Here is a 24,436-nt window from a genome sequence, read left to right as displayed (position 1 = left end):
CACGGGGCGGCACCACTAGCCGAAGGCCAGGTTCACGATCCAGAAGCTGACCGCGGCAACCAGAGCCGCGGCCGGCATGGTGATGAACCAGCCAAGGATGATGTTCTTGGCGACGCCCCAGCGCACCGCGTTCACACGCTTCGTCGCACCCACACCCATGATCGCGGAAGTGATCACGTGGGTGGTGGAGATCGGCGCGTGGAAGAGGTAGGCCGAGCCGAACATGATCGAGGCGCCGGTGGTCTCCGCCGCGAAGCCCTGCGGCGGGTCCAGCTCGATGATCTTGCGGCCGAGCGTACGCATGATGCGCCAGCCACCCGCGTACGTACCCAGCGACAGCATCACGGCGCACACGACCTTGACCCAGACCGGGATCGGGTCGTCGGCGGTCTGGACGTCGGCGATGACCAGGGCCATCACCACGATGCCCATCGTCTTCTGCGCGTCCTGGAGGCCGTGGCCGAGCGCCATGGCGGCCGCGGAGACGGTCTGCGCGATACGGAAGCCGTGCTTCGCCTTGTGCGGGTTGGCGCGGCGGAACATCCACAGGATGACGACCATCACCAGGAAACCGGCGACGAGGCCGACGACCGGCGAGGCGAACATCGGGATGACCACCTTGTCGACCACGCCCGACCAGATGACCTCCGTGCCTCCGGCCAGGGCCGCGCCCACCATGCCGCCGAAGAGGGCGTGCGAGGAGGACGAGGGCAGGCCGAAGTACCAGGTGATCAGGTTCCAGACGATCGCGCCGACCAGCGCCGCGAACAGGATCCACATGCCCGTGGAGCCCGTGGGCGTCTCGATCAGGCCGCTGCTGACCGTCTTGGCCACCCCGCTGCCCAGGAAGGCGCCGGCGAGGTTCATCACGGCCGCCATCGCGAGCGCCGCCCGCGGGGTCAGTGCCCGTGTGGAGACGGAGGTCGCGATCGCGTTCGCCGAGTCGTGAAAACCGTTCGTATACGTGAAACCGAGCGCGACACCGATGGTCACGACCAGAGCGAAGGTGTCCACGAGGTTCAGGACTCCTTGACCGCGATGGTCTCCACCGTGTTCGCGACGTGCTCGAACGCGTCGGCCGCCTCTTCGAGCACGTCGACGATCTGCTTCAACTTCAGCACCTCGATGGCGTCGTACTTGCCGTTGAACAGGTGCGCGAGCAGCTTGCGGTGGATCTGGTCGGCCTGGTTCTCAAGGCGGTTGACCTCGATCCAGTACTCGGTCAGGTTGTCCATCGTCCGCAGGTGCGGCATGGCCTCGGCGGTCAGCTCGGCCGCCCGCGCCAGCACCTCGATCTGCTGCTCGACACCCTTGGGCAGCTCTTCGATGTTGTAGAGGACGACGAGGTCGACGGCCTCCTCCATGAAGTCCATGATGTCGTCGAGCGACGACGCCAGGGAGTAGATGTCCTCGCGGTCGAACGGCGTGATGAAGGAGGAGTTCAGCTGGTGGAAGATCGCGTGTGTCGCGTCGTCCCCCGCGTGCTCCGCCGCCCGCATCCGTTCCGCGATCTCGGCCCGGGCGGACGAGTCCGCTCCGAGCAGTTCCATCAGGAGCTTGGAGCCCGTGACGATGTTGTCCGCGGATGCGGCGAACATGTCGTAGAAGCTCGTCTCCCTGGGGGTCAGACGAAATCGCACGTGAGGTCCTCGGGGTGCATTGGAGTCGGTCAGGCTGATGCTAGGCGCATCCCCCGGCCACGGCTAACCGGCAGTTCCCCAGTGTCCTCCATCAGGCAGAGTGAGGAACACGGGCCCCCGTACCTCGGGCGCAAGCCCGGTATTCTATACCCATGAGGGGTATGCATCCCCCTCGCTCCGGACCACGGGAGGACGTATGACGACCATCGAGGCGGAGGGCCCCGGAGCCGGCACGGCGGCCACGGCGGCGACGACGGTGACGGCGGCCGGTCCCGGCACCTCCCACGAGGGCGGGGCCGTCCACGGCTACCACCACCAGAAGGACGAGCACCTCAAGCGGCTGCGCCGGATCGAGGGGCAGATCCGCGGCCTCCAGCGGCTCGTCGACGAGGACGTCTACTGCATCGACATACTCACGCAGGTCTCGGCGAGCACGAAGGCGCTCCAGTCCTTCGCGCTCCAGCTGCTGGAGGAGCACCTGCGCCACTGCGTCGCCGACGCGGCGGTCAAGGGCGGCGCGGAGATCGACGCCAAGGTCGAGGAGGCCACCAAGGCCATCGCGCGGCTCCTGCGCACCTGAGCCCCCGGCCCCGCCGCCGGCCCGCACGAGGCGGGCCCGGCGCGGCACCCGTACGACCGGCGGGGCAGGCGGGGCAGGCGGCCGGGCAGGGATGGGGCGGGTTGGGCCGGGCTGGGTTGGGCTCGCGACGTGGGGACACCGCCACAGCACTAACGGCCCAGCAGGACCTCGTCGATGCGGTCCAGGCTCAGCCGGTCCTCGGCGGCCGCTGACGCGGCGATGATCAGCTCACCGCACAGTTCGATCTCGGCGAGCGCCACGTGGTCCTGCACCGTCGTACCGCCTGCGGGAGTCACGCGTGTCACCTCAATCTGCCACCGGCCACCGGCCGTCGTCGGTCATGCCGCACCACTTGCCGGCGCCCGGCTTCTCAGCGTAGGGAGGACGTCCCTCCCGCCGCATGACACGGATGGACCATTTCCGGATACCCGGCCATGGCCCGATCGCGCCGCTCCCGGACCGCCCGCCCCGCTAGTCGGCGATCTTTCCGGCGTAAATGTCCCCGCTCGCGGGCAATACGACGGTCACCGGCGTCCCGAACCCGTACAGCAGCGTGGTCGATGACACATCGATCACGCCATTGTTGACGTAGCTGAAGCGGTGTCTGACCTTCCGCAGCCTCCCCTCCTCGTCCAGGTAGGCGTCGAAGGGGACCGTGTCCTTGCTGAACCCTTTCGCCGCGGCCGCCAGTGCCCCGCGCATCTCGGCCGACGCGCTCACGGCGGCCCGCCCGATGTCGGTGGTCCCCCGGTAGTGCCGCACCTTGGTGCCCGCCACCTCGGTCTCCCCTACGTACGTCACCTGCTGCGCGGCCCGCAGCAGCTCGGCCGCGATCAGCGGATCGGTGGCCCCGCCGGTGACCAGGTTCCCGTCGGCGAGGGTCGTCGTGTCGATGCGCACCCACTTGTCGGCGGGAACGCCCGCGCCGCGGTTCTTCATATAGAGGGCGCCCGGTACGAGGAGCTCGGTGATGGGCCGGCGCTCGTCCTCGCCCTTCACGTCGGCGGGCAGCAGCACCAGGAGCTGCCCCATCCGCTTCTTGAAGTCGACGCCGCCCTCGCCGCGGATGGTGACCCGGGTCCCGCCCGTGGCCATCTCCATGGCCGTACGCGCACGGGCGCTGCCCGTGCGCGCCAGGGCGTCCGCGGCCCCGCGGACCACCGAGGCCGCTGCCTCCGGGGACCGGTCGTCGCTCCCGCCGCCACCGCCGGCGCACCCGCCCGTCGCCGTGACCGCCAGGGTGACTCCGGCGGCGAGCACCACCTCAGCCGCGCGTCCGCGCAGCAGCCTGTGCCGGTGTTCCACCATCGCCTGCCAACCCCCAACGCATGACCGCTGCTTGCCCGAGGTCCCCACCCGCTCCGGATAACGAGGCCCCGGGTTTCCCGTCACGGGGCACTCCCTCCCCGCCCGCCACCGGCCCCGGGTACCGTGGAGAAGTGGAACCGCACATCGCCGCGACCCCGGTCCCTGCGCTCGACGCCGTACCGCTGCCGCGGCCGCAGTCGCAGCCCCAGCCGCCGACCGTCCACATGACCTCCACCGCCGAGCGCGGATCGTTCTGCCTGGCCATCTGCTCCTGCGGCTGGAAGGGTCCGGCCCGCCGCTCCCGCGACCTGGCCCGCAAGGATGCCGCCCGTCACGAGACCCCGGAGACGCCCTAGGCATCCGGTCGGTCATCCGGTCGGTCATCCGGTGGCGGGCCGGGCCCCGCCGGTGCTCTCGCCCGTTCGGACGGCCCGGCTGGCCGGGGGGCGTCGCAGCGGATGCCCTTGACTCATGCCAGGTTCCGCAGCCCGACTCGCGGCCCTTCTCTGGGCCCTGCTCTTCGCGTTCGCCCCGGCCGCCGCGGCCTGGGCCAGACCCGTGGGCTCGGCGGACAGCCCGGCCGACGTGGCCCTGGCCATCGGGCTCACCTCCGCCGCCGCCCTGGCCACCGGGCTGTGGCTGCGCTCGCGCCACCGCGGCGAGGGCGACACCGACGCGGGTGACCAGTGACGCCCCGGCCCCGCCCGCGGGCGGTCCGGCTGTGCTTCGGGGTGGCCGCGCTGTGCCTGCTGACGGCCGTACTGCTCGCCGTATGGGACTCGTACGGAACGGGCTGACCCGGTAGGCGGGATCTCCGCGGCAGCGGTCCCGACGGCAACGGTCCGGCCGTCGGTGGCTCCGGCCGTCAGGCTGCGAGGTCGTTGTCCTGCGTACGCCGGCCCGCGGGCGGGTTCTGGGGCTGCGCGAGGTCGACCGGCAGGGGCCGGTCCTGGTCCCCGGCCCGTACGAGCCCTCCGAAGCGCGGGGAGTCTGCGACCGCCCGGACCAGCGGGTTCAGCACGGCCAGCGCGAGCGGGGCGAGCACGAGGACCACGGCGGTGCCGAGCGCGAGCGCGCCGATCACATCGGTCGGGTAGTGCAGGCCCATGTAGACACGGCAGATGCCCTCCACGAGGGCCAGCCCGATCCCCAGGATCCCGAACCTCCGGTTCGCGACGAACAGGCCCACTCCCAGGGCCATCGCGACGGTGGTGTGGCCGCTGACGAAGGAGTACTCGGTGTTCGCGAGCCCCACGCCCCAGCCTGGGTCGAGCACCTGCAGCCCCTCGTGCTGGTGGAACGGCCGCTGCCGGCCGACGAATTCACGCAGCGGTACGTTCACGAGCAGCGCCAGGCCCGCGGCGAGCGGGGCCCACACGAGCGCGGTGAAGGATTCGACGGCGGTGGTCTCGTCCTGGCGCCGGGCGCCGCGCCAGCACCACAGCACGAGCAGCACCAGGGCCAGCAGGATCCCGTACTCACCGGCCAGGCTCACGGCCGTGTCCAGCCACGCGGGGGCCCGCCGGGCCGCTCCGTTGACCTGGTACAGCAGGCTGACATCCACGTTCGGCCCACCTGTTGTGAGTCCAGCCATGGTGACGCGGCCCCTTGCTCTTGCCGTGGTTCCCCTGCGGGCGCACCCGGGTGTGCGCCCCTTCGACACCCAATTGATCAACCCCCGCGTTGATGGAACGCCCGTTCTGGCAGCCGGGTTCCACTCTCCACCGAATGATCACGGCAACGTTATCGAAGAGTGACTGGTCGTCGCAGCTCAGGGCCTTTGCATCACGGAGAGTTGCGAGACACGCCCTAGGACGGCCGCCCGGCCGCGGCCCGCACCGGGAGGGAGGCCGCACCGTCCTTCGTCACGCGCGTCGCCCCGAAGTAGTCGGGAGTGTCGATCTTGTCGAAACGGATGACCGCTCCGGTGAACGGGGCATTGATCATGTATCCGCCGCCCACGTAGAGCCCGACGTGCCGGATCTCCCGAGAGTTCGTCAGATCATCGGAGAAGAACACCAGGTCTCCGGGCAGGAGTTCGTCCCGCGAGGGGTGCGGCCCGGCGTTGTACTGGTCGTTGGCCACGCGCGGCAGCTCGATCCCGACCGTCTCGTACGCGGCCTTGGTCAGCCCCGAGCAGTCGAACCGCCCGCCGTGGTCGGGCGTACCGTTGCCGCCCCACAGGTACGGCGTGCCCAGCTGCTTCTGCGCGAAGTAGATGGCCCCGGCGGCCTGTTGCGAGGGCGCCACCCGCCCCACGGGCCGCTCGAAGCTCTTCGCCAGCGTCGTGATCGCCTTCACATACCCTTGGGTCTCCTTGTACGGCGGCACGCCCCCGTACTTGATGACCGCGTAGGCGCCTGCGTTGTAGGCGGCCAGCATGTTCGACGTCGCGTCACCGGGCACGCTCCGCACGTCCTTGGCCAGCGTGCAGTCGTACGAAGCGGCCGAGGGGATGGCGTCGTTCGGGTCCCAGATGTCCCGGTCCCCGTCCCCGTCCCCGTCGATTCCGTGGCCCGCCCAGGTGCCCGGGATGAACTGCGCGATGCCCCGCGCGTCCGCCGGGCTCACGGCACTCGGGTTCCAGCCGCTCTCGGAGTACAGCTGCGCCGCGAGCAACGGCGGGCTGATGGACGGGCACAGGTTGCCCCACTTCTCCACCAGTGCCTGGTACTTGGCGGGCACGGCCCCCTTCGTCAGGCCCACGGCACGGCCGCCGGCGCCCGCTCCCACGAGCCCCGCCGCCGCCGAGTACGTCCCCACGACGAGGAGCGTCACGAACGTCAGACACAGCCCGATCCCGATCCCGCCGGCCATCCAGAATCTGCGCACCCGTCAACCCTCCCCCATCGAGGTCACTTCAACGTGCGAATCGCCCGTGTCGCATGTCCTACTACCCCACTTGGAAGCCGGAGCAGGCGATGCTCGCGTAGTTCGTAGGATCATCCTCGACGTGGTAGAAGACCAGCGTCCAGTCCCCCGGGTCGTTGGCCAGGGGCACGCCGGGGTACGTCCGGCCGTTCACGTGCTCCGCGAAGTCGTCCGGGTACGTGAGCGTGAGGAACTCACCCGTCTTCCACTTGCTGTAGATGTCGACGGGCTTGCTGGTGAAGCCCACGGACCGGTTGTCCATCGGGAACGGCTTTCCGGTCTGCGGGTCGAGGTCGTGCGGGGCCCTGACCGCCACCGACACGTAGTAGGGGTCGGGTTTGACCGGGCTGTTCTCGGCGTACTTCACGCGCATGCTGATCTTGACGGACTTGCCCGAAACCTCGGCGCCCACCTGGAAGTCCGCACCCGGCGGCTTCTGCTCCGCCCCCAGGTTGCACGCGCCGGTGCCGTGCGCCGCACGCTCCGGGTCGGTGGAGGGCAGCCAGAAGTAGCGCGAGATCCGGTTGCCCTCGATGTACTCGGCCGGCGGCTTGCCGGCGGCGCCCCCGGACGCAGCGGGCGCGGGGCCGGCGCCTCCCGCGCCCGGGTTCCCGGCGGGCGTGCCCGCGGGACCGGCCGAGGCCTCCGCCCCCCGGCCCGCCTCTTCGCCGCCGGCCGGGGGTACCAGCTTCCAGGCCGCCAGGGCGAGGGCAGCCGCCACGGCCACCCCCGCACCGGCCCATAGCCCGCGCCGCCGCACGGGCCGCGCCGGGGGCCCCTCGGGCCGGGTGGGGACGTACGGATAGCCGGGCCCCTCGGTCGGCAGCGCATGCACCGCGCCCGCCGCCGGCGCGGAACCCGGTACGGGGGCAGAACCCGGTACAGGCACGGGCGCGGGGCCGGGTACGCGCGCGGGGGCGGGCACCGGTACCGGCTCGCCCAGCGCCCCCAGCCCCGCGTAGACCGGGTCGTCCACCAGCGCGTCCCGCACCCCGCAGCGGCGGACGATCTCCGCCGGGTCCGGCCGCTCGGCCGGATCCTTCGCCACGCACGCCCCGATCAGCGCCGCCAGGCCCGGCGCGACCCCGGCCAGGTCGACGGGCTCGTGCACCGCCCGGTAGCTCACCGTCGCCGCGTCACCCGTACCGTACGGCGGGCGCCCGGTCGCCGCGTACGCCATCGTCGCGCCCAGGGCGAAGACGTCCGCCGCGGCCCCGGCCTCCGCGCCCCGCAACACCTCCGGCGCCGTGTACCCCGGCGTCCCCGGAGCGTGCCCGTCCTGCGTGAGGGCCGTCTCGCCCACGCCCCGCGCGATACCGAAGTCGATGAGCTGCGGCCCCTGCGCGCCCAGGATGACGTTCTGCGGCTTCAGGTCCCGGTGCGTCACCCCGTAGCCGTGCACGCTCGCCAGCCCCTCGGCCAGGGCCGCGAACAGCCGCAGGCATGTGTCCGCCGGCAGGCCGCCTCGCTCGGCCACGGCGTGACCGAGTGTCGGCCCCGCCACGTACTCCGTCGCAAGCCAGTACGGCGCCGCCGCCAGCGACGCGTCGATCAGGTTCGCCGTGTACGCCGAGCGCACCGCACGTACCGTCTCGGCCTCGCGCCGGAACCGGGCCAGCGCCTCCGGATGTCCGGTGATCTCGTCCCGGATCACCTTCACCGCGACCAGGCGCCCGCCGGGCGACCGCCCGAGGTACACCTGCCCCATCCCCCCGGCACCGAGCCGGGCCAGCAGCACATGCGCCCCGATCCGGGCGGGGTCGACGTCTCTCAGGGCCTCCACCCGCACGAGCCTGCCATACCGACTCCCGCGCCCCGGCGCCGGGTTGAGACGCGCCCGGCGACCCCGGACGCGACCGCGGGAGCGACGCCCCGGCCCCCCGCCCCCGACAGGGTCTGACAGGGCCTAGGAACGCGGCGCCACGAACAGACTCTGCGCACTCCGCCCGATCGGGCCCTTCTCGTCGTGCAGTTGCGCGTCCGCCAGACCGATGCCGGCGGCGTCCACACTCGTACGGGCCTGCACGCACGCCCACTCGCCCACCGGATGGCGGTGCAGGTGGACGGTCAGGTCGCTGTTGATGAAGACATAGGCGCCGAAGTCCATCACCGCGCTGATCCCGTTGCCCGAATCGGCCGCGATCAGCACCCGGTCCAGCGGCCGGGTCTCCTCCCCGGCGATCAGCGGCACCTTCATTCGCATCCAGCAGGTGCCGGGGCCCGGTTCGACGAAGGCGCCCTCGGTGAACCGGGTCTCCATGGCCGAGTGGTAGCCGGTCTCCCACGGCACCGGGAAGAACGGCGTCGTCTCCACCTCTCCGGGCGTCGGCAGCTGCGGCCCGCTCACCACGGCCGGTACGGACTCCTCGGCGACCCGGATCCGCAGGGCCCTCGCCAGCATCACGGGCGCGGCCCCCACCGGGCCGATCGCGGCCTCGACCACCTCGGTGCTGCGGCCGGAGCGCAGCACGGTGGTGGTGACCTCCAGCTCGCCGATCGGCACCGGGCGCAGGATCTCGTAGGTGATCCGGGCGATCCGCATGTCCGCGCGGGCACCCGGCCGCTCCTCGACGGCCCGCCCGAGCAGCGCCGCAGGCGGACCGGCGTGCTGCGAGCCCGGGTCCCACGGCCCGCGCGTGTACTCGGTGGCGGTGAACCGCCCGGCATCACGTCGTTCGAAGAACCCCTCGGCAGTGCCCATACAGGCCACGCTACCGACTGGTAACCACGGCCACCAGCCCCCGGCGCGGGCTCAGCGGGCGAACCCCAGCCCCACCCCCAGCCCCACCAGCACCGACCCGATGGCCCGGTTCAGCGTCTTCTGCGCCCTCAGCATCCGCTCGCGCAGACCGGAGACGGAAAAGAACACCGCCACCGCCCCGAACCAGCCCAGGTGCGCCGCCGACATGAACAGCCCGTAGCCGGCCTGCTGCCACAGCGGCGTACCCGGATCGACCACCTGTGTGAAGGTCGACACGACGAACAGCGTCGTCTTCGGGTTGAGCACATTGGTCAGGAACCCCGACCGCATCGCCCCCAGCCGCGTCAGCTGCGGCTTCGACTCCAGGTCCACGGTCACCTCGGCCCGCGCGCGGAAGGTCCGTATCCCGATCCACACCAGGTACGCCGCACCCGCCAGCTTGATCACGGTGAACAGCGCGGTGGAGGAGGCGATCAGCAGGCCGACCCCCAGCATCGTGTACGAGACGTGCACCAGCACACCGGCCGCGACCCCGGCGGCGGCGAACAGCCCGGTGGGCCGCCCGTAGAGGTAGCTGTTGCGGACCACCATGGCGAAATCGGCGCCGGGACTGATCACTGCGAGCAGGGTGATGACGGCGACTGCGATCACTTCTGTCATACGGCGATGCTCGCCGCGCCGCCCCTCTCGATCAACCCCCTTTCCACGGAGGACACTTGCCGCATGCCCCTCCCGCCGCCGCTCGCCCTGCGCCCCTTCCACCCACCCACCGACACCCCCGTGCTGCGCAGCTGGATCCCGGACCCCACCGCCCTGATGACCTGGGCAGGCCCGAACTTCACCTGGCCCCTGACCGACGCCCAGCTCACCGCATACGCCGCCGAACCCGGCCGCCGCACATGGACCGCCGTGTGCCGGACCGCCACCACGGCCGACGCGCCGAACGCCACTGCGGGCAGCGCTCCGGGATGCCCTGCGGGTGGCCTCGCTGACGGCACCGCGGACGGCCTCCAGCCCGGCCTGCCGCTCGGGACCCCGCTGGGGCACATCTCTCTCGCCGACGGCCGCCTGGGCCGCGTCCTCATCGCCCCGGGAGCCCGCGGCCGGGGCCTGGGCGGGCAACTCGTCACGCTCGCCGTCTCCATCGCCTTCGACGAACTGGCCCTGCCCGAGATCCGCCTGGGCGTCTGGACCCACAACACGGCGGCGCTGCGCGTCTACGAGAAGCTCGGCTTCCGCACGACGGCGATCCTCGACGCGGTCGAGGTCGTCGACGGCGTGCCCTGGAGCGTCCGCAGGATGCGCCTGACCGCCGCCGACCGGCGACAATGAAGGCGTGTCCGAGAACCTGCCCCTTCTCCGAGCCGACTGCGCGAACTGTTTCGCGCTCTGCTGCGTAGCCCTGCCGTTCGCCAGGTCCAACGACTTCGCCGTGAACAAGTCCGCCGGAACCCCCTGCAAGAACCTCCAGCAGGACTTCCGCTGCGGCATCCACACCCGGCTGCGCGACCAGGGCTTCCGCGGCTGCACCGTCTTCGACTGCTTCGGCGCGGGCCAGCAGGTCTCCCAGGTCACCTTCGGCGGCCGCGACTGGCGCGCGCACCCCGAGACCCGTGGGGCGATGTTCGAGGTCTTCCCGGTGATGCGACAGCTGCACGAGCTGCTCTTCTACGTCGACCAGGCACTGGGCCTCCCCGACGCGGCCCCGGTCCACCCCGGCCTGCGCCGCCTGCTCTCCGAGACGCAGGAGTGGACGCGCGCCGACGCCGGCGCCCTCGCCGCCCTGGACGTCGCGGCCCTGCGCGGGCGGATCAACACGCTGCTGCTGGAGACCAGCGAGCTGGTCCGCGCCAAGGTCCCGGGCCGCAAGAAGAACCACCGGGGCGCGGACCTCATGGGTGCCCGCCTCTCCGGGGCGAACCTGCGCGGGGCCAACCTCCGCGGCGCCTATCTGATCGCCGCCGACCTCTCACGCGCCGACCTCCGTACGGCCGACCTGATCGGCGCGGACCTGCGCGACGCGAACCTGCGCGGGGCGGACCTCCGAGGAGCGGTCTTCCTCACCCAGCCCCAACTGAACGCGGCCCAAGGCGACCAGCACACCCGACTCCCCACCCCCCTGACCCNCGCCCCACCACCCCAGCCCCGCCGCACCATCCCAGCCCCGCCGGCGTTTGAGGCGCGGGGGCCCGGGGGCAGCGCCCCCGCAACGGCGCCGCACCCGACACCGCACGGCACCGGCCCCACCCCCACGCCATCCGGCGAGCCCGCCGAGCCCGCCGCAGGCGAGCGTCAGCGCCCCGCCCCCGGCACCTCCTTCATCCGGTCCACGACACCCCGTGTCATCACCGCACTGGTGGACACCACCGTGCCCTCCTTGATCAGCCCGTCCTCACCGGCGTCACCCCGCACCTGGACGACCCGCTCCCCGAGAAACTCCAGCGTCTGCCGGTCGAAGATCCACTCCTCCCGCTGGCCGTTCTCCTCATCCAGCCGCGCGACCGCGAGCCCATGACGGCCCGCGGCATCGACCGCATCGTCGACCGTCACCACACCGGGAATCTTCGCCGCGGTCTTGTAGAGCGCGGCCGCCAGCTCCGCCGGCGGATAGGTTTCCCGCAGCAGGTCACCGATGGTCGTGAAGGCCTGCTGGTCCGGGTTGCGGCCCATCCCGCGGGTCTCCTCGTAGATCTTCTTCAGCAGCACGTCGGGGTCGGTGGGCAGCCCGGCGAGATAGTCGTGACTCGGGCCGTTGAGGCTCGGCGGCATGTCCTTGCCGTTCACCTTCGGCCGGTCCAGGGTCAGGCCCCCCGGGCCCGTGGCGCCGGGCTCGATCAGCCAGCCCCTGAGGCCGTCGGGGGAGTTCCACGTGTGGCGCATGTGCAGCTCCTGGCTGACCAGGCTGCTCTTGTTCCCGACGATCTTCACGTAGGTGTTGGCCGTCTTGCTCCCGATGTAGATGAACTGGTCCGGGCGCACCTTCACGCCCGGTCCGACGGAGGCGGCCGCCAGCGAGATCCGGTCCAGGAGCTCCGCCGTGCCCTTGGCCTCGGCGGTCCCGATCCGGGTGGTCATCGCCGGCCCCGTGGCGATCGTGGAGCCCGGCCCGTCCGCGGCGCCCTGGTCCACGTACGTGAGGAACCCGGCCGCGAGCGCGCCCGCCAGGGCGAACGCCGCCGCGGGCACCAGGAACGCACGGCGCAGGAAGGGATTGCGCGCCCCCGTCCGACGGGCGGGGGTGACGGTGCCGGCATCGGCGGCGTCGGCGGCTCGGAGGTCTTCGTGGATCTGGGCCATCAGTCGCTCCTTGTGGAACTGGTGGCGGCCCGCAGGAAGTTCCCGCTCGACGAACGTCAGGCGGAGGGAGGAGTCGTCCTCCCGATCGGCCGGGTGGGGCCGGGAAAGGTCGGCGTTCATCAGATTCCCTCCTGTGCGGACCGGACCGCCTTCGCGCGGTCCTCATATGTCTGTCGGGCCCGGGCCGCGAGTTCCCGCCGGTTCTTCTTCAGTTCCGCGTCGGCGAGTTTGCGCAGCTTCGTACGGGCCCTGGACAGCCGCGAGCGCACGGTTCCGACCGGAATTCCGAGGACCCGGGCGGCTTCGGCGTACTCCAGGCCCTCGCACAGGCACAGCAGCAGCACCTCGCGCTCGGGTCCGCGCAGCGCACTCAACCGGGCCAGCGTCGCCGCGATCTGCTGCCGGTCGTCCAGCCGGCCGGCCACCTCGTCGGCGTGATCGGGTACGGCCACGGCCCCCGCTGCCGCCGCGGCGGCGGCCGCGGCGGCCCGGAAGCGGCGGTTGCTGCGGCAGTGGTTGCGGGCGAGGTTGGTGGTGATCCCCAGGAGCCAGGGTCGGAGAGAACCGCCCTCGGGATCGACCGTGCCGCGCAGCCGCCACGCCTCCATGAAGGCCGCCGACATGACGTCCTCCGCGACGGCCCAGTCCCCGGTCATCCGGAAGGCATGGTTGTAGAGGGTGCGGGAGTAACTGTCGAACAGCTCCGCATAGGCGTCCGGATCACCGGCTCGCACCCGAGTTCGCATCTCTGTGGTCACTCCTGTCGGCTGTCCGCCACCCCATCCGAGTTCCCGTGACGCGCGTCACACCACCCGAGGTGCCGGGCCGGCGCCACCACCGGACCGCCCGGCCAACGGCTGCCCCAAGCCACCAGCCCGTCGGACCCCACCCAAGCACCACACCAATCCCCACAGCCCAACACCCCACCCATACGCAGCGCCCTGGCACCACCACCGACCGGCTCATCCCCTCGGCACCAGCCATCCCCGCACCCCTGCAGCCCGCCCGCCACCTCAGCGACCCCAGGCCCAGCGACCAGACACGCCACCGGCTCGCCCGCTCGGCACCAACCAACCCAGCGACCCAGGCGGCCCGGCCACAGGCCCTGTCGGCCCCGCCCCCCTCCGCCCGAGGCCGGCCAACCCGGCACACCCTCAGCCCGGGCGCCAGTCAACCCGGCACACCCTAAGCCCGGCGCCGTCCGAGCCCGCGGCACCATCGGCCCAGCCACCAGGCCCCACCGGGCCCCCGCTGGGCCCCCGGCGGCCCAGCCGGCAACCCAGGCCGGCCGGCAGGCCCGCCGGCTCGGGCGTCAGGCCGGTGCGGCGGCTCGGGCGAGCCTCGCCAGGAAGCCCCGTACCGCGGCGAAGTACCCCTCCGGGTCCCCCATCCGCACCGCGTGCCCCGCCGGCAGTTCCACCAGCCGGACCCCCGCCCTGCGCACCGTCATCTCCCGCGCGTGCTCCGCCGACAGCACCCCGCTCCGGTCCCCCCGTACCAGCAGTGTCGGCGTCCGCACCCGCAGCCAGTCCTCCCAGTGGTCCCCGTTCAGCCCGCGCTGGGACTCCACCATGTCCTCCACCTCGAAGGCGGTGCCCCACCCGTCCGCGTACTCCCGTACCGCCCCCTCCAGATACCGCGCCGCACTCCCCACCCCCGCCAGGACCCCGGCCCGGGTCGCGGCCCGCCGCGGCCACGCCCGCGCGAAGGACAGGTCGCCGTCGACCACCGCCCCGATGTCCTCCACCACCACCGCCCGCACCAGATCCGGCCGCCGCGCGGCCAGCTGGTACGCATTGACCCCGCCCAGCGAATGCCCCAGTACCACCGCGGGCCCCAGCCCCACGTGCTCCAGCAGCGCGGCCGCGTCCGCGACGTACCCCTCCCGCGTGTACTCCGCCGCCCGGTCGGAATCCCCCTGCCCGCGCTGGTCCAGGGCGATCACCCGCCACGCCGGACCCACCTCCCGGGCCAGCCGCTCGAAGTCCGCCCCCGCCCCGAAGTGCCCGTGCAGCGCCAGCAGCGGTGCCCCCGGACCGCCGAAGTCCGTGTAGGCGAGGCGCCGGCCGTCCCCCGTCACCATCACGCCCGGCAGCGGCCCCAGCTTGTCGGTGACCCGCTGCCGCAGCAGCTGGTACTCCTCCCAGCGCCGCTTCAGCCGCCCGCCCGGCCGCTTCACCACCCGCCCGGGCGTGACCACCTCGCCCCGCCGGAACTGCTCCCTCGTCAGGTCGACCCGGATGCCACCGGGCAGCAGGTTCCACCAGTGGTAGCCCTCCTGCCGGCCCTCGTGGAACACCTCGCCCAGCACCAGGTCCCCGCCCACGAGGTCCTGCACAAGCAGGGCGGTGATGTCGCACTGCCCCCACGCCGGATTCTCCGGAGTCCAGGGCACCCGGCTGATGTCGGCCGGCTCGCTGGTCTCGACGGACCATCCCGCCCGAATGGCCGCCTCAAGATCCGCAAGAGTCCAGGTAGTCGTCATCCCTCCAGCGTGCCGCACCCCACTGACAGCGCCGCGGCCTCGCCGTCTCCGGGACCGACGACGGCGGCCCAGCCCAGCGTGCAGGTCAGTGTCAGGGCGCACGAGGTCTCGAAGACGGCACCTGTGGTGGTGAGCACCTTCACATGGACCCGGCCGGCGACCTTGACCGACAGCCCGCGGGCCTTCCTCGCACGACCGGGCGTCTGCCGGGGACTGGTCAGATCCTTCCACCTGTAGGCACCCGTCGGCACCCGTCGGCACCCGTCGGCGCGCTCCGGTAGCCGGCGTACGTCCGGCCCCGGGTCGGCGCTGCACGGTACTCGGCACCCGGCAACCACCCCGGACGCCCCACAGCCCTGTGGACACACCACCCACCCCCGACACCGCGGCCGCCCCCGGCGCCGAAACACCCCCGAGCACCAGAACCAAAGGCACGGCCAGACCCCCAGCCGGCCACATGCGCCGGGCCGCCCCGATCACGGAACCCGTCCTTCACTCCCTGCGTCGTCCTACCTGACGATGTGGAGCTTCACCCGCAACCCCACGTACGAATGGATTACTGACGGAATATCGGACATGTATCAGCGAGTCGGCCCAACGACACGCGACCCCGCTGCTCCGAACGGCGGCCCCTCGCCCCGCCCCCCGTACGCCGAGAGGACAATCATTGCCCGGCGTCACCCCCCGTGATACACAGAGTGACCGCACGTTCTTGCGCATGGACACCGACCCGGCCCAGGTCAGAGCACGGAAGCCGGTCACAGGCCGCGAGATCGGGTAAAGAGAGCCGACAAGTCGACGACGGCGGCGGTTTCATCAGCGAAGATAGTGCGTGACCCCTGCCGCCGGGCAGCGGGCTTCCGGAACTACCCATACAGGGGCGGTGAGTTACATGATCCTGGCAGCCGAAAAGGGCGACATCACCACCATCATCGGCGGAATCGCCCCGAACTGGGGGCCGTTCGGCAGTCTCGGCAACGAAGCGAAGGTCATGATCGAGGTGGTCATGGCCGTGGCGATCCTCCTCTGCCTCGGCATCGCCATCTGGGGCGCCGCCAAACAGCGCATCGGCGCGACCGCCCTGCGCGACACGTTCAGCGCGGAACAGGGCAAGGGTCTGATCGTGGCCGGCCTCACGGGCGTCTTCATCATCGGCTCCCTCGGCACGCTCTTCACGATCGTCTACGGAATGGCCGTCTAGCCCGACCGACCACCGGTGGACCCGACCTGATGAGGGCTCACCACACCGCGTCCACGCGGGAACCAGCGCTACCGTCGAACGACGCGGAGGGGGCGGAAACGGAAATGAGCAACGACGACCAGTACGGCGGCGCCGGCTACGGCGAGGTCGGCGGCACGGGCCAGACCCGCACCCGCCTCCCCGAAGCCCCCGCCGACCCGTACGGCCCCGCCCGCCGCACCTCCCGCGCCCCCCGCAGCCTGGTCACCGTGGTCGGCGTGGTGGTCCTCCTGATCGCCGCCATCGCCTTCGCCAACCAGTCCCCGGACACCCCCGACGACCGCCCCTCGGACGACGCCCCGGCCGCCGCCTCCACGGCAGCCACGGGCACCGACCCGGTCACCGGCAAAACCGCCGGCATCCCGAAGGGCTTCGCCCACGACGAACAGGGCGCCCAGTCGGCCGCCGCCAACTACGCGGTAGCCCTCGGCTCCGACGGCATGTTCCGCAAGAACACCCGCCACGCCCTCGTCGACGGCATCTACGCACCCGACGTCGCGTCGAGAATGAAGGGCCCTCAGGACGAGGCCTACTCGGCGGCCTTCCTCGCCAGACTCGGCCTCGACGCCAACGGCAACGCCCCCCAGGGCAGCACCTTCGTCACCCGCACCGTCCCGATCGGCACCCGCGTGGAGAGCTACACGCCGACCGCCGCCAAGGTCTCCGTCTGGTACACGGGCCTCATCGGCATGTCCGGCACCAAGTCCACCGACCCGGTCCGGACCCTCTGGAAGACCTGGACCTTCGAGCTGAGTTGGATCGGCGACGACTGGAAAGTTGTCGACGACACCCAACAGGACGGGCCCGCCCCGGTTCCCGGCGATGTCCCCGTGTCGACGTCCGACGACATGAGCAAGGCCATCAAGGAATTCGGAGGATTCACCTATGCCCGCTAGCCTCCGGCTTCCCGCCCGGCTGGGCGTGATCGCCTCCGCCCACGTGGCCCTCGCCGCCCTGGCGACCCACGCCCACGCCGCGCCCGCCGCACCGGATCCGACACCTGCCGCCCCCACACCGCAGGCCACCAACGACCCCTGCGCCCTGCTCGACGGCCCCTCCAAGCAGTACTGCCAGAACGGCACGGGCGCATCCGGCGGCACACCCGGGACCGGACTGGCCCCCAGTGACAGCGGAGACGCCCTCAACCCCCTCGCCTCCCTCGCCAAGGGCTGCGCCGACGCCGCCGCCTGGATCGTCACCAAGCTCAGCGAAGCGGTCAACGGCAGCGCCAACGTCGACTTCACCAACGCCGCCTTCCTCAAGCAGTACGCCGTCGTCTTCGCCGCCTCCACCATCCTCACGCTCGTCCTCTGGCTCTTCGCCGTCGCCAAGCGAGCCATCCGCGGCGTCCCCCTCACCACCGCCCTCTCCGAAGCCATCGGCTTCCTCTGGCTCACCGTCCTGGCCTCCGCCTTCACCCCCCTGATCCTCTACACCGTCGTCTCCGCCACCGACGGCGTCACCGAGGTCATCGCCTCCGCCACCGGCGGCCAGACCGACGTCTTCTTCGGCTCCTTCTCCGAAGCCCTCAAGAAGGGCAACGACATCGGCGGCGGCCCGATCATGCTGATCGTCGTCTCCCTCGTCACCGTCCTCGCCGCCGGCATCCTCTTCCTCGAACTCTTCATCCGGGCCGCCCTCCTCTATGTCGGCGCCCTCCTCGGCGTCGTCGTCTACTCCGGGCTCGTCGACCGCAACCTCTGGGGCCACGTCCGCCGCTGGGCCGGCATCATGATCGCCGTCATCCTCGTGAAGCCGGTCATCGTCATCGTCCTCGGCCTCGCCGGCGCCCTCACCGGCGACCAGGGCCCGAACGCCTTCTCCGCCGTCGTCACCGGCCTCTCCATCATCCTCCTGGCGATCTTCGCCTCCGCGATGATCTACCGCTTCGTCCCCGGCTTCGGCGACGAGATCGCCTCCGCCCGCGCCGGCCGCAGCAAGGCCACCGACGGAGCCCAGGCAGCCGCCGTCATCAGCTCCCCGGCCTCCCTCGTCTCCCAGGGCATCAAGACCCACAGCAGCCGCGGCGCCCACCGCGGAGGCGACGGCGGCGGCGCCGCGCCCCGCCCCGCCAACCCCCTCTCCGGAGGCGTGGCCGCCCACAGCAGCCGTCCTGCCTCCGGCGGCGGGGCCGGCGGCGGATCTGTCCCCTCGGCCGCACCCCCGCCCCGCACGAGCTCGAGCACGAGGAACACAGGAGGTGACGGGCGTTGACGACCCAGTCCCACCAGCTGCACCCGGTCGCGCCCCGCCGCACGTATCTCATCGGCCGCGCCCGGCCGAACGCGATCGTCGGCAAGAACCGCGAGACCGGCGAGATCGCCCTCATCATCACCGGGGCGTTCTTCGGCATGATGAGCGGACTGCTCGTCCCCGGCCTCACCCTGCGCATCGTCGCCCTCGTCGGCTTCCCCGTCCTCGCGCTCGCCGCCGTGTACGTCCCGTACAAGGGCCGCACCTTCTACCGCTGGTTCGAGATCAGCCGCAGCTACAAGCGCACCCTGCGCCGCGGCACCACCTACCGCTCCGGTGCCATGGAAGCCGGCGTCCGCGCCGCCGACGGTCGCGAGGTCGAGGTCGGCCCGCCCCCCGGCATCGGCCGCATCAACTGGCTCGCCGCCCCCTTCGGCCCCGACGAGATCGCCGTACTCCTCCACGCCGACCGCCGCACCGTCACCGCCGCCATCGAGATCGAAGGCCCCGGCGTCGGCCTGCGCGACAGCGAGGACCAGGAAGCCCTCGTCGACCGCTTCGGCACCCTCCTCAAGCACGTCGCCAACGGCGACGGCTTCGTCACCCGCCTCCAGATGCTCGCCCGCACCCTGCCCGCCGACCCCGACGCCCACGCCAAGGACGTCGCCCAGCGCGGCGACACCCAGGCCCCCGGCTGGCTCCGCGACTCCTACGACCAGCTCCAGTCGATGGTGTCCACCTCCTCCGAGCAGCACCGCGCGTACCTCGTCGCCTGCATGCACTACACCCGCGACCTCGCCGCCGAAGCCGTCACCATCGCCCGCGCCTCCACCCCCCACAAGGGCCGCAAGCTCGACCGCGACTCCGGCCTCGCCATCGTCATGGCCCGCGAGCTCACCGACATCTGCGCCCGCCTCGCCGAAGCCGACATCCGCGTCCGCCAGCCCCTCGGCCAGGGCCGCCTCGCCTCCCTCGTGCACTCCATGTACGACCCGGACCACCCCATCGACCACATCCAGGCCATGACCAAGCGCAACGCCTGGCCCGCCGAACTCGACGCCGTCGAACCGACCTTCCTCCAGGCCAAGACCCGCGAGTCCTCCACCCGCGCCCCCTGGTGCCACGCCACCGCCTGGGTCAAGGAATGGCCCATGACCCCCGTCGGCGTGAACTTCCTCGCCCCCCTCCTCGTCCACACCCCCGACGTCATCCGCACCGTCGCCGTCACCATGGACCTGGAGCCCACCGAGGTCGCCATCGAGCGCATGCTCACCGAGAAGACCAACGACGAGGCCGACGCCTCCCGCGCCGCCAAGATGAACCGCACCGTCGACCCCCGCGACATCGCCGCCCACGGCCGACTCGACCAGAGGGGTGAAGATCTCGCCAGCGGCGCTGCCGGGGTCAACCTGGTCGGGTACATCACGGTGTCCTCGCGTTCACCGGAGGCCCTCGCCCGCGACAAGCGGACCATCCGCGCCTCGGCCGGCAAGTCCTACCTGAAGCTGGAATGGTGCGACCGCGAGCACCACCGCGCCTTCGTCAACACCCTGCCGTTCGCCACCGGCATCCGACGCTAGCTGGAGGGAAGACCCGCCCATGCGAGATCCCATGACAGCGCTGACGGACGCCTTCACCAGCTTCCTCTTCGGCAAAGTCGAAACCACGCGCCTGCCCGTACGCACCTCCACCGGGCAGGCGCAAGCCGTCTACCTGCCCACCGCCGCCCCCGGCCTCGGCGACTCCGGCGTCATCATCGGCCGCGAGGTCTACAGCGGCAAGGGCTACATCTACGACCCCTTCCAGCTCTACGGCCAGCAGCTCCCGGCCCCCCACTGGCTCGTCCTCGGCGAATCCGGCAACGGCAAGTCCGCCCTGGAGAAGACCTACGTCCTGCGCCAGCTCCGCTTCAAGGACCGCCAGGTCGTCGTCCTCGACGCCCAGGGCGAGGACGGCGTCGGCGAATGGAACCTCATCGCCCAGCAGCTGGGAATAACCCCCATCCGCCTGGACCCCATCGCCGCCAACGACTCCGGGATCCGCCTCAACCCCCTCGACCCGGCCATCACCACGACCGGCCAGCTCGCGCTGCTCCGGACCATCATCGAAGTCGCCATGGGCCACGGCCTCGACGAACGCGCCGGCTTCGCCCTCAAGGTCGCCCACGCCTACGTCGTCGACAGCATCCGCGACCGCCAGCCCGTCCTGACCGACATCGTGGAACAACTGCGCCACCCCGAGGCCGAGTCCGCGCTCGCCATGAACGTCGACATAGACGATGTCCGGGCCTGGGGCCTCGACGTGGCGCTCGTCCTCGACCGCCTCGTCGACGGCGACCTGCGCGGCATGTTCGACGGCCCCACGACCGTCGGCATCGACCTCGACGCGCCCCTGATCGTCTTCGACCTCTCCCACATCGACCGCAACTCCATCGCCATGCCCATCCTCATGGCGATCGTCGGCGTGTGGCTGGAGCACACCTGGATCCGGCCCGATCGCAAGAAGCGCATCTTCCTCGTCGAAGAGGCCTGGCACATCATCAACAGCCCCTTCGTCGCGCAGCTGTTCCAGCGCCTCCTGAAGTTCGGCCGCCGCCTCGGCCTGTCCTTCGTCGCCGTCGTCCACCATCTCTCCGACGTCGTCGACGGCGCCGCGGCCCGCGAAGCCGCCGCCATCCTCAAGATGGCCTCGACCCGAACGATCTACGCCCAGAAAGCCGACGAGGCGCGTGCCACAGGCCTGGTCCTGGGCCTCCCCCGCTGGGCGGTGGAGATCATCCCGACCCTCACCCCCGGCATCGCCGTCTGGGACGTCAACGGCAACGTCCAGGTCGTCAAACACCTGATCACCGAAGCCGAACGCCCCCTCGTCTTCACCGACCGCGCCATGACCGAGTCCTCCACCCCCAGCCGCCTCCCCGACGACCTCCTCGCCGCCGAACTGGAAGCGGAGGAACGCGCCCTGTCCATCGAACGCAGCCGCGGCAGCGGCAGCCCGGGATCCGCGACCACGGTGGCCTGACATGCACGAAGCACGACGTACGGAGCCCCCCGCGCGCGGCGGCGGTATCCCGGACGGCCTGCTGGTCGCCCTGCTGGCCTTCCTCCTCGGCCTGGCCGTCCTCGTCTGGACGGCCACCGGCCTGGCCGCGCTCTTCGTCCGCGGCTCCTGGCCCGACACCGTCACCTTCACCCGGACCCCCACGGCCGTACGCGCCCTGATAGCGCAGCCGCACGACATCGCGGCCGCCTGGCCCGACACCGCCCCGGCGGCCCTCTCCGGCTGGGGCCTGTTCTGGGGCCTGTTCGTCAGCCAGCTGCTGATCCTCTTCGTCATGACGGTCTTCGTCATCGGCGTCGTGGCCCGCACCAAGGCCCGCCGCGCCCTGGCGAAGCACCCCGCCGCGGACCCCGTACCGCACGAGCCCGCCCCCGTTCCGACGCCCGCCCCCGTTCCGGCCCAGGCACCAGCACCGGTGCCCGCCCGGCCGGCGGCAGCGGTCCCGGCGGCGGCCTCCACGAATCCAATCCTGCCGGCGACCGATCCAGCCCCGCCGGCGTTCGAGGCGCGGGGGCCCGGGGGCAGCGCCCCCGCCACCCCCACCGGCCCGCACCACGACGCCTACCGCTACGGCTTCGGCTACGCCCCCGCCCCGGCAGCCACCACCGTCACCCCAGCCCCCGCCCCGCACGGGATGACGTACGCCGGCCCCGACGACCGCCTGCGCGCCGCAGCCCAGCGCATCGCGGAGACGGAGGGAGCCGCCCTCATCGTCACCTCCTCCCCCACCCTCTGGGCCGAGACCAAGGACGCCCGCGCCAAACTCGGCCCGGTCCTCCTCTACGACCCCTCCCACCTGTGCGACACCCCGGCCCGCATGCACTGGAACCCCGCCGAGGGCTGCGCCCACCGCGACACCGCCGCCGCCCGCGCGGTGGCCCTGCTGGCCCCCGTACGCCCCCAGGCCCGGATGGACGAGGCGGTGGCCGACACCGCCGAAACGCTCCTGCGCAGCTGGCTCCAGGCCGCCGCCCTCGACGACCGCCCGTTCAAACAGCTCCATCGCTGGGCCCAGGGCAACAGCGCCCAGGACCCGGTACGCATCCTGCGCACCCACCCCGACGCCGCCGCGGGCGCGGCCGGCGAACTGGAGAGCGCCCTCACCGCGCACCCCGAACGCCGCGAGCTCGCACTGAACCTGACGGCCCGTGCCCTCTCCTGCCTCACCTCGATCCACATCCGCGAGGCCTGCAATCCGAACCGAACGGATTCGCTCACTTTGGCTTCGTTCCTGTCCGAAGGGGGCAGCCTGTATGTGGTGGGTGAATCTCTGGAGGACCCTCGCACCCACCCGGGTGCGATGCCGTTGCTGACCGCACTCGCCTCTCACGTGGTCGAGCACGGCCGCCGCATGGCCGCACGGTCATCCCACGGTCGGCTCGACCCACCACTCTCCCTGGTCCTGGAAGACGTCGCGGCCGTGGCCCCGATCCCCCAGCTCCCGGAGCTGCTGGCCGGCGCCACGCTGCCCCTCCTCGCCCTGTGCCGCAGCCGCGAACAGGCCCGCTCCCGCTGGCCCGGAGCCGACCTCTAGGCGGGCCGCCGGAGCACGTACTCCAGCTCCTTGGCCGCCGGGTTCCCGGGCACCGGCATCACGGTGCCGGTCGCCTCGAAGCCGTACTTCCGGTAGAAGGCGCCGGCCCGCGCGTTGTCCTCGTGCACGAAGAGCCGTACGCGTTCCAGGACCGGCTCCTCCAGCCCCCAGGCCCACTCCAGCGCGGCCGCGAACAGGGCCTCGGTCAGCCCGGTCCCGCGCCGCTCGGGCCGTACGAACACCCCGACCAAGTGCCCCTGCGTCCGCTCGACGGCCTGATCGAAGAAGTCGACGGTCCCGCCCTCCTCGACGAGGACGGACACCGAACCGACCCACCGTCCGTCGGCGGCCTCGGCGACGAACTGCCGGGCGACCCGCCCGTGCGACGCTCCCTCGGCCCGCCCCTTCCAGAACTCGTCGGGGTGTTCCTCGGCCTGCTCCACCGTCTCGAGGAAGGCAACCGGAGCCGCCGGGTCCTTGAGCCCGGCGATCCGCAGTTCCTTGACCTTCTCCCACTCGTCGGCACGCACCGGACGTATCACGTACTGCAATTCGTTCACGAGCGGAGATCCTAACCATCCATCAGTCACACTTCACCCATGAATCCGCACGTCAGAGCCATCGAGCACGTCACTGCCCGGTCCCACGGCCGGCCGCTGGACCCGGCCGTCGCGGTGACCCTCAACTTCCATCCCGACCGCTGGTCCGGCGACCGTCCGATCCTCGACGCGCTGGCCGAGGACGGCGTGTACCGCTCCCAGTTCGTCACGGGAACGGGCAACGGCGGTCTCACCGCCCATCCCGGGGGCGCCCGCTGGCTGTGGGAGAGCCGCATCTTCGGCGGAGCCTACGACGACGCGCCCCCTGAAGCCCGCCCCGTGTACGGCGCCCTGAACTTCCGCCGCAACCCGGCCGGCGCCGCCCCGCGCTTCGGCTCCGCGCACTTCCGCCTCACGCCCGCAGCCCTGCCGCTGACCACCTTCTGCTACCCGGACAGTTACCTGGAACCGGATTCCTTCGGCGTCGCGGACCGCATGTCCCTGATCGCCCTGGCCGAGGCGGACGACCAGGACGCCCTCGACGACTACATCGAGGCCCAGGTCCACACGCCTGTCCTGCTGGAACGCGATGTCGCCGCTCTCGTACTGGACCCCAGCTACCGCGGTACGCCGGTCGAGGCCGCAGCCGCCCGGCTCCCCTGCCCCACCGAATGGCACCCGGGCTACCTGCTCACGGTCGCCGAGCTCCGCCGCCACCCCGAATACCGGGGCCAGGAGTACGTCGACCTCGGCGCGGAGATAGCCGTCGCCGGCCGGCTGACCCCCCACATCCTCGGCGAGGCGGCCCGCACGGGCCGGTACGACGAACAAGCCCTCAAGCGGGTGTGGCACTACCTGGCAAGATTCGGATTCGGAATGCGCTGAGTAAAACACTCCAGGTAAACCCCGTGAACGCAGAAAAGCCCCGCACCATGACGGTGCGGGGCTTTCCCACAATGATTGTTCGGCGGCGTCCTACTCTCCCACA

General features: G+C 71.8%; 25 protein-coding genes and 1 pseudogene. 12 read left to right on the top strand and 14 right to left on the bottom strand.

The features are described 5' to 3' along the window. Positions 1-15: 15 nt before the first annotated feature. Complete coding sequence (locus AAT21_RS21495; protein ID WP_046778611.1) at positions 16-1,014, bottom strand: inorganic phosphate transporter; 999 nt, start codon at positions 1,012-1,014, stop codon at positions 16-18. Between the two features lie 5 nt (positions 1,015-1,019). Beyond that, positions 1,020-1,640, bottom strand: coding sequence for a DUF47 domain-containing protein (locus tag AAT21_RS21490; RefSeq protein WP_046778610.1), 621 nt, complete (start codon positions 1,638-1,640; stop codon positions 1,020-1,022). Between the two features lie 196 nt (positions 1,641-1,836). On the opposite strand from AAT21_RS21490, the gene AAT21_RS21485 reads away from it, so the two are divergent. After that, on the top strand, positions 1,837-2,220 hold the full coding sequence (locus AAT21_RS21485) for a metal-sensitive transcriptional regulator (protein ID WP_046778609.1): 384 nt from the start codon (positions 1,837-1,839) through the stop codon (positions 2,218-2,220). 149 nt (positions 2,221-2,369) lie between these two features. On the opposite strand, the gene AAT21_RS38165 is transcribed toward AAT21_RS21485, so the two are convergent. Together AAT21_RS38165 and AAT21_RS21480 are read right to left on the bottom strand one after the other, a co-directional pair. After that, a complete protein-coding gene (locus AAT21_RS38165; protein ID WP_167350610.1) occupies positions 2,370-2,516 on the bottom strand; it encodes a hypothetical protein in 147 nt (48 codons plus the stop codon). A 175-nt stretch (positions 2,517-2,691) separates the two neighbouring features. Then, positions 2,692-3,528, bottom strand: coding sequence for a hypothetical protein (locus AAT21_RS21480; RefSeq protein ID WP_046778608.1), 837 nt, complete (start codon positions 3,526-3,528; stop codon positions 2,692-2,694). A 131-nt stretch (positions 3,529-3,659) separates the two neighbouring features. Here AAT21_RS21480 and AAT21_RS21475 point away from each other — a divergent pair, with 131 nt between their 5' ends. Further along, positions 3,660-3,884, top strand: coding sequence for a hypothetical protein (locus tag AAT21_RS21475; RefSeq protein WP_063838137.1), 225 nt, complete (start codon positions 3,660-3,662; stop codon positions 3,882-3,884). 115 nt (positions 3,885-3,999) lie between these two features. After that, positions 4,000-4,218: a hypothetical protein gene (locus AAT21_RS21470; protein ID WP_046778607.1), complete on the top strand. Its 219-nt coding sequence runs from the start codon at positions 4,000-4,002 to the stop codon at positions 4,216-4,218. 175 nt (positions 4,219-4,393) lie between these two features. On the opposite strand, the gene AAT21_RS21465 is transcribed toward AAT21_RS21470, so the two are convergent. The 5 genes from AAT21_RS21465 to AAT21_RS21445 form a co-directional block, all read right to left on the bottom strand. Next, the gene (locus AAT21_RS21465) at positions 4,394-5,122 is read right to left on the bottom strand and encodes a phosphatase PAP2 family protein (protein ID WP_046778606.1); all 729 of its coding nucleotides are present in this window, start codon (positions 5,120-5,122) and stop codon (positions 4,394-4,396) included. A 215-nt stretch (positions 5,123-5,337) separates the two neighbouring features. Next, positions 5,338-6,345, bottom strand: coding sequence for a C40 family peptidase (locus tag AAT21_RS21460; RefSeq protein ID WP_046778605.1), 1,008 nt, complete (start codon positions 6,343-6,345; stop codon positions 5,338-5,340). A 76-nt stretch (positions 6,346-6,421) separates the two neighbouring features. Then, on the bottom strand, positions 6,422-8,182 hold the full coding sequence (locus AAT21_RS39730; RefSeq protein WP_046778983.1) for a serine/threonine-protein kinase: 1,761 nt from the start codon (positions 8,180-8,182) through the stop codon (positions 6,422-6,424). Between the two features lie 123 nt (positions 8,183-8,305). Next, positions 8,306-9,100 carry a thioesterase family protein gene (locus AAT21_RS21450; RefSeq protein ID WP_046778604.1) on the bottom strand — a complete coding sequence of 265 codons (795 nt, stop codon included), beginning with the start codon at positions 9,098-9,100 and terminating at the stop codon, positions 8,306-8,308. A 51-nt stretch (positions 9,101-9,151) separates the two neighbouring features. Continuing rightward, the gene (locus AAT21_RS21445; RefSeq protein ID WP_030964704.1) at positions 9,152-9,760 is read right to left on the bottom strand and encodes a LysE family translocator; all 609 of its coding nucleotides are present in this window, start codon (positions 9,758-9,760) and stop codon (positions 9,152-9,154) included. A gap of 63 nt (positions 9,761-9,823) precedes the next feature. Here AAT21_RS21445 and AAT21_RS21440 point away from each other — a divergent pair, with 63 nt between their 5' ends. After that, positions 9,824-10,432: a GNAT family N-acetyltransferase gene (locus AAT21_RS21440; protein ID WP_046778603.1), complete on the top strand. Its 609-nt coding sequence runs from the start codon at positions 9,824-9,826 to the stop codon at positions 10,430-10,432. A gap of 4 nt (positions 10,433-10,436) precedes the next feature. Beyond that, positions 10,437-11,226 (top strand): annotated as a pseudogene (locus AAT21_RS35965) (pentapeptide repeat-containing protein); the annotation flags it as partial. A gap of 166 nt (positions 11,227-11,392) precedes the next feature. Here AAT21_RS35965 and AAT21_RS21430 read toward each other — a convergent pair. The 4 genes from AAT21_RS21430 to AAT21_RS37705 form a co-directional block, all read right to left on the bottom strand. Beyond that, positions 11,393-12,517 carry a CU044_5270 family protein gene (locus tag AAT21_RS21430; protein ID WP_046778601.1) on the bottom strand — a complete coding sequence of 375 codons (1,125 nt, stop codon included), beginning with the start codon at positions 12,515-12,517 and terminating at the stop codon, positions 11,393-11,395. Beyond that, positions 12,517-13,143: an RNA polymerase sigma factor gene (locus AAT21_RS21425; RefSeq protein ID WP_200904443.1), complete on the bottom strand. Its 627-nt coding sequence runs from the start codon at positions 13,141-13,143 to the stop codon at positions 12,517-12,519. Before AAT21_RS21425 ends, AAT21_RS21430 begins: the two co-directional genes overlap by 1 nt. A gap of 566 nt (positions 13,144-13,709) precedes the next feature. Beyond that, positions 13,710-14,882, bottom strand: a complete 1,173-nt coding sequence (locus AAT21_RS21420; RefSeq protein ID WP_327152755.1) for an alpha/beta fold hydrolase — start codon at positions 14,880-14,882, stop codon at positions 13,710-13,712. Continuing rightward, entirely contained in the window at positions 14,879-15,019 is a 141-nt protein-coding gene (locus AAT21_RS37705; RefSeq protein WP_157879764.1) for a hypothetical protein, read from the bottom strand. Before AAT21_RS37705 ends, AAT21_RS21420 begins: the two co-directional genes overlap by 4 nt. Positions 15,020-15,774: 755 nt before the next feature. Here AAT21_RS37705 and AAT21_RS21410 point away from each other — a divergent pair. From AAT21_RS21410 to AAT21_RS21385, 6 genes are all read left to right on the top strand, one after another. Beyond that, the gene (locus tag AAT21_RS21410; RefSeq protein WP_008742356.1) at positions 15,775-16,083 is read left to right on the top strand and encodes a hypothetical protein; all 309 of its coding nucleotides are present in this window, start codon (positions 15,775-15,777) and stop codon (positions 16,081-16,083) included. 104 nt (positions 16,084-16,187) lie between these two features. Continuing rightward, positions 16,188-17,018, top strand: coding sequence for a hypothetical protein (locus AAT21_RS21405; protein ID WP_046778598.1), 831 nt, complete (start codon positions 16,188-16,190; stop codon positions 17,016-17,018). Further along, on the top strand, positions 17,008-18,336 hold the full coding sequence (locus AAT21_RS21400) for a hypothetical protein (protein ID WP_200904442.1): 1,329 nt from the start codon (positions 17,008-17,010) through the stop codon (positions 18,334-18,336). The genes AAT21_RS21405 and AAT21_RS21400 overlap by 11 nt, the downstream gene beginning before the upstream one ends. Further along, on the top strand, positions 18,333-19,895 hold the full coding sequence (locus AAT21_RS21395) for an SCO6880 family protein (protein WP_046778597.1): 1,563 nt from the start codon (positions 18,333-18,335) through the stop codon (positions 19,893-19,895). Before AAT21_RS21400 ends, AAT21_RS21395 begins: the two co-directional genes overlap by 4 nt. 19 nt (positions 19,896-19,914) lie before the next feature. After that, the gene (locus tag AAT21_RS21390) at positions 19,915-21,336 is read left to right on the top strand and encodes an ATP-binding protein (RefSeq protein ID WP_046778596.1); all 1,422 of its coding nucleotides are present in this window, start codon (positions 19,915-19,917) and stop codon (positions 21,334-21,336) included. Position 21,337: 1 nt separating this feature from the next. Then, positions 21,338-22,909 carry a hypothetical protein gene (locus AAT21_RS21385; protein ID WP_046778595.1) on the top strand — a complete coding sequence of 524 codons (1,572 nt, stop codon included), beginning with the start codon at positions 21,338-21,340 and terminating at the stop codon, positions 22,907-22,909. Here the strand turns inward: AAT21_RS21385 and AAT21_RS21380 are convergent. Then, positions 22,906-23,460, bottom strand: coding sequence for a GNAT family N-acetyltransferase (locus AAT21_RS21380; protein WP_046778980.1), 555 nt, complete (start codon positions 23,458-23,460; stop codon positions 22,906-22,908). The two genes, AAT21_RS21385 and AAT21_RS21380, sit on opposite strands and share 4 nt — an antisense overlap. Before the next feature lie 48 nt (positions 23,461-23,508). On the opposite strand from AAT21_RS21380, the gene AAT21_RS21375 reads away from it, so the two are divergent. After that, the gene (locus AAT21_RS21375) at positions 23,509-24,333 is read left to right on the top strand and encodes a DUF3626 domain-containing protein (RefSeq protein WP_046778594.1); all 825 of its coding nucleotides are present in this window, start codon (positions 23,509-23,511) and stop codon (positions 24,331-24,333) included. Positions 24,334-24,436 lie beyond the last annotated feature (103 nt).

This window comes from Streptomyces yangpuensis (assembly GCF_001005295.1).
Lineage (GTDB): Bacteria > Actinomycetota > Actinomycetes > Streptomycetales > Streptomycetaceae > Streptomyces > Streptomyces yangpuensis.
The sequence above is the reverse complement of the archived record's forward strand: the minus strand, read 5'-3'. Positions and strand labels throughout refer to the sequence as shown.

Bases quoted from the DNA above. Each gene is read 5' to 3' on its own strand.
- AAT21_RS21465 (WP_046778606.1), bottom strand. From the start codon at position 5,122: ATGGCTGGACTCACAACAGGTGGGCCGAACGTGGATGTCAGCCTGCTG.
- AAT21_RS21425 (WP_200904443.1), bottom strand. From the start codon at position 13,143: ATGCGAACTCGGGTGCGAGCCGGTGATCCGGACGCCTATGCGGAGCTG.
- AAT21_RS21390 (WP_046778596.1), top strand. From the start codon at position 19,915: ATGCGAGATCCCATGACAGCGCTGACGGACGCCTTCACCAGCTTCCTC.
- AAT21_RS21385 (WP_046778595.1), top strand. From the start codon at position 21,338: ATGCACGAAGCACGACGTACGGAGCCCCCCGCGCGCGGCGGCGGTATC.
- AAT21_RS21430 (WP_046778601.1), bottom strand. From the start codon at position 12,517: ATGAACGCCGACCTTTCCCGGCCCCACCCGGCCGATCGGGAGGACGAC.
- AAT21_RS21440 (WP_046778603.1), top strand. From the start codon at position 9,824: ATGCCCCTCCCGCCGCCGCTCGCCCTGCGCCCCTTCCACCCACCCACC.
- AAT21_RS21470 (WP_046778607.1), top strand. From the start codon at position 4,000: ATGCCAGGTTCCGCAGCCCGACTCGCGGCCCTTCTCTGGGCCCTGCTC.
- AAT21_RS21445 (WP_030964704.1), bottom strand. From the start codon at position 9,760: ATGACAGAAGTGATCGCAGTCGCCGTCATCACCCTGCTCGCAGTGATC.
- AAT21_RS21460 (WP_046778605.1), bottom strand. From the start codon at position 6,345: ATGGCCGGCGGGATCGGGATCGGGCTGTGTCTGACGTTCGTGACGCTC.
- AAT21_RS21410 (WP_008742356.1), top strand. From the start codon at position 15,775: ATGATCCTGGCAGCCGAAAAGGGCGACATCACCACCATCATCGGCGGA.
- AAT21_RS21485 (WP_046778609.1), top strand. From the start codon at position 1,837: ATGACGACCATCGAGGCGGAGGGCCCCGGAGCCGGCACGGCGGCCACG.
- AAT21_RS21450 (WP_046778604.1), bottom strand. From the start codon at position 9,100: ATGGGCACTGCCGAGGGGTTCTTCGAACGACGTGATGCCGGGCGGTTC.
- AAT21_RS21405 (WP_046778598.1), top strand. From the start codon at position 16,188: ATGAGCAACGACGACCAGTACGGCGGCGCCGGCTACGGCGAGGTCGGC.
- AAT21_RS21375 (WP_046778594.1), top strand. From the start codon at position 23,509: ATGAATCCGCACGTCAGAGCCATCGAGCACGTCACTGCCCGGTCCCAC.
- AAT21_RS21420 (WP_327152755.1), bottom strand. From the start codon at position 14,882: ATGACGACTACCTGGACTCTTGCGGATCTTGAGGCGGCCATTCGGGCG.
- AAT21_RS21400 (WP_200904442.1), top strand. From the start codon at position 17,008: ATGCCCGCTAGCCTCCGGCTTCCCGCCCGGCTGGGCGTGATCGCCTCC.
- AAT21_RS21480 (WP_046778608.1), bottom strand. From the start codon at position 3,528: ATGGTGGAACACCGGCACAGGCTGCTGCGCGGACGCGCGGCTGAGGTG.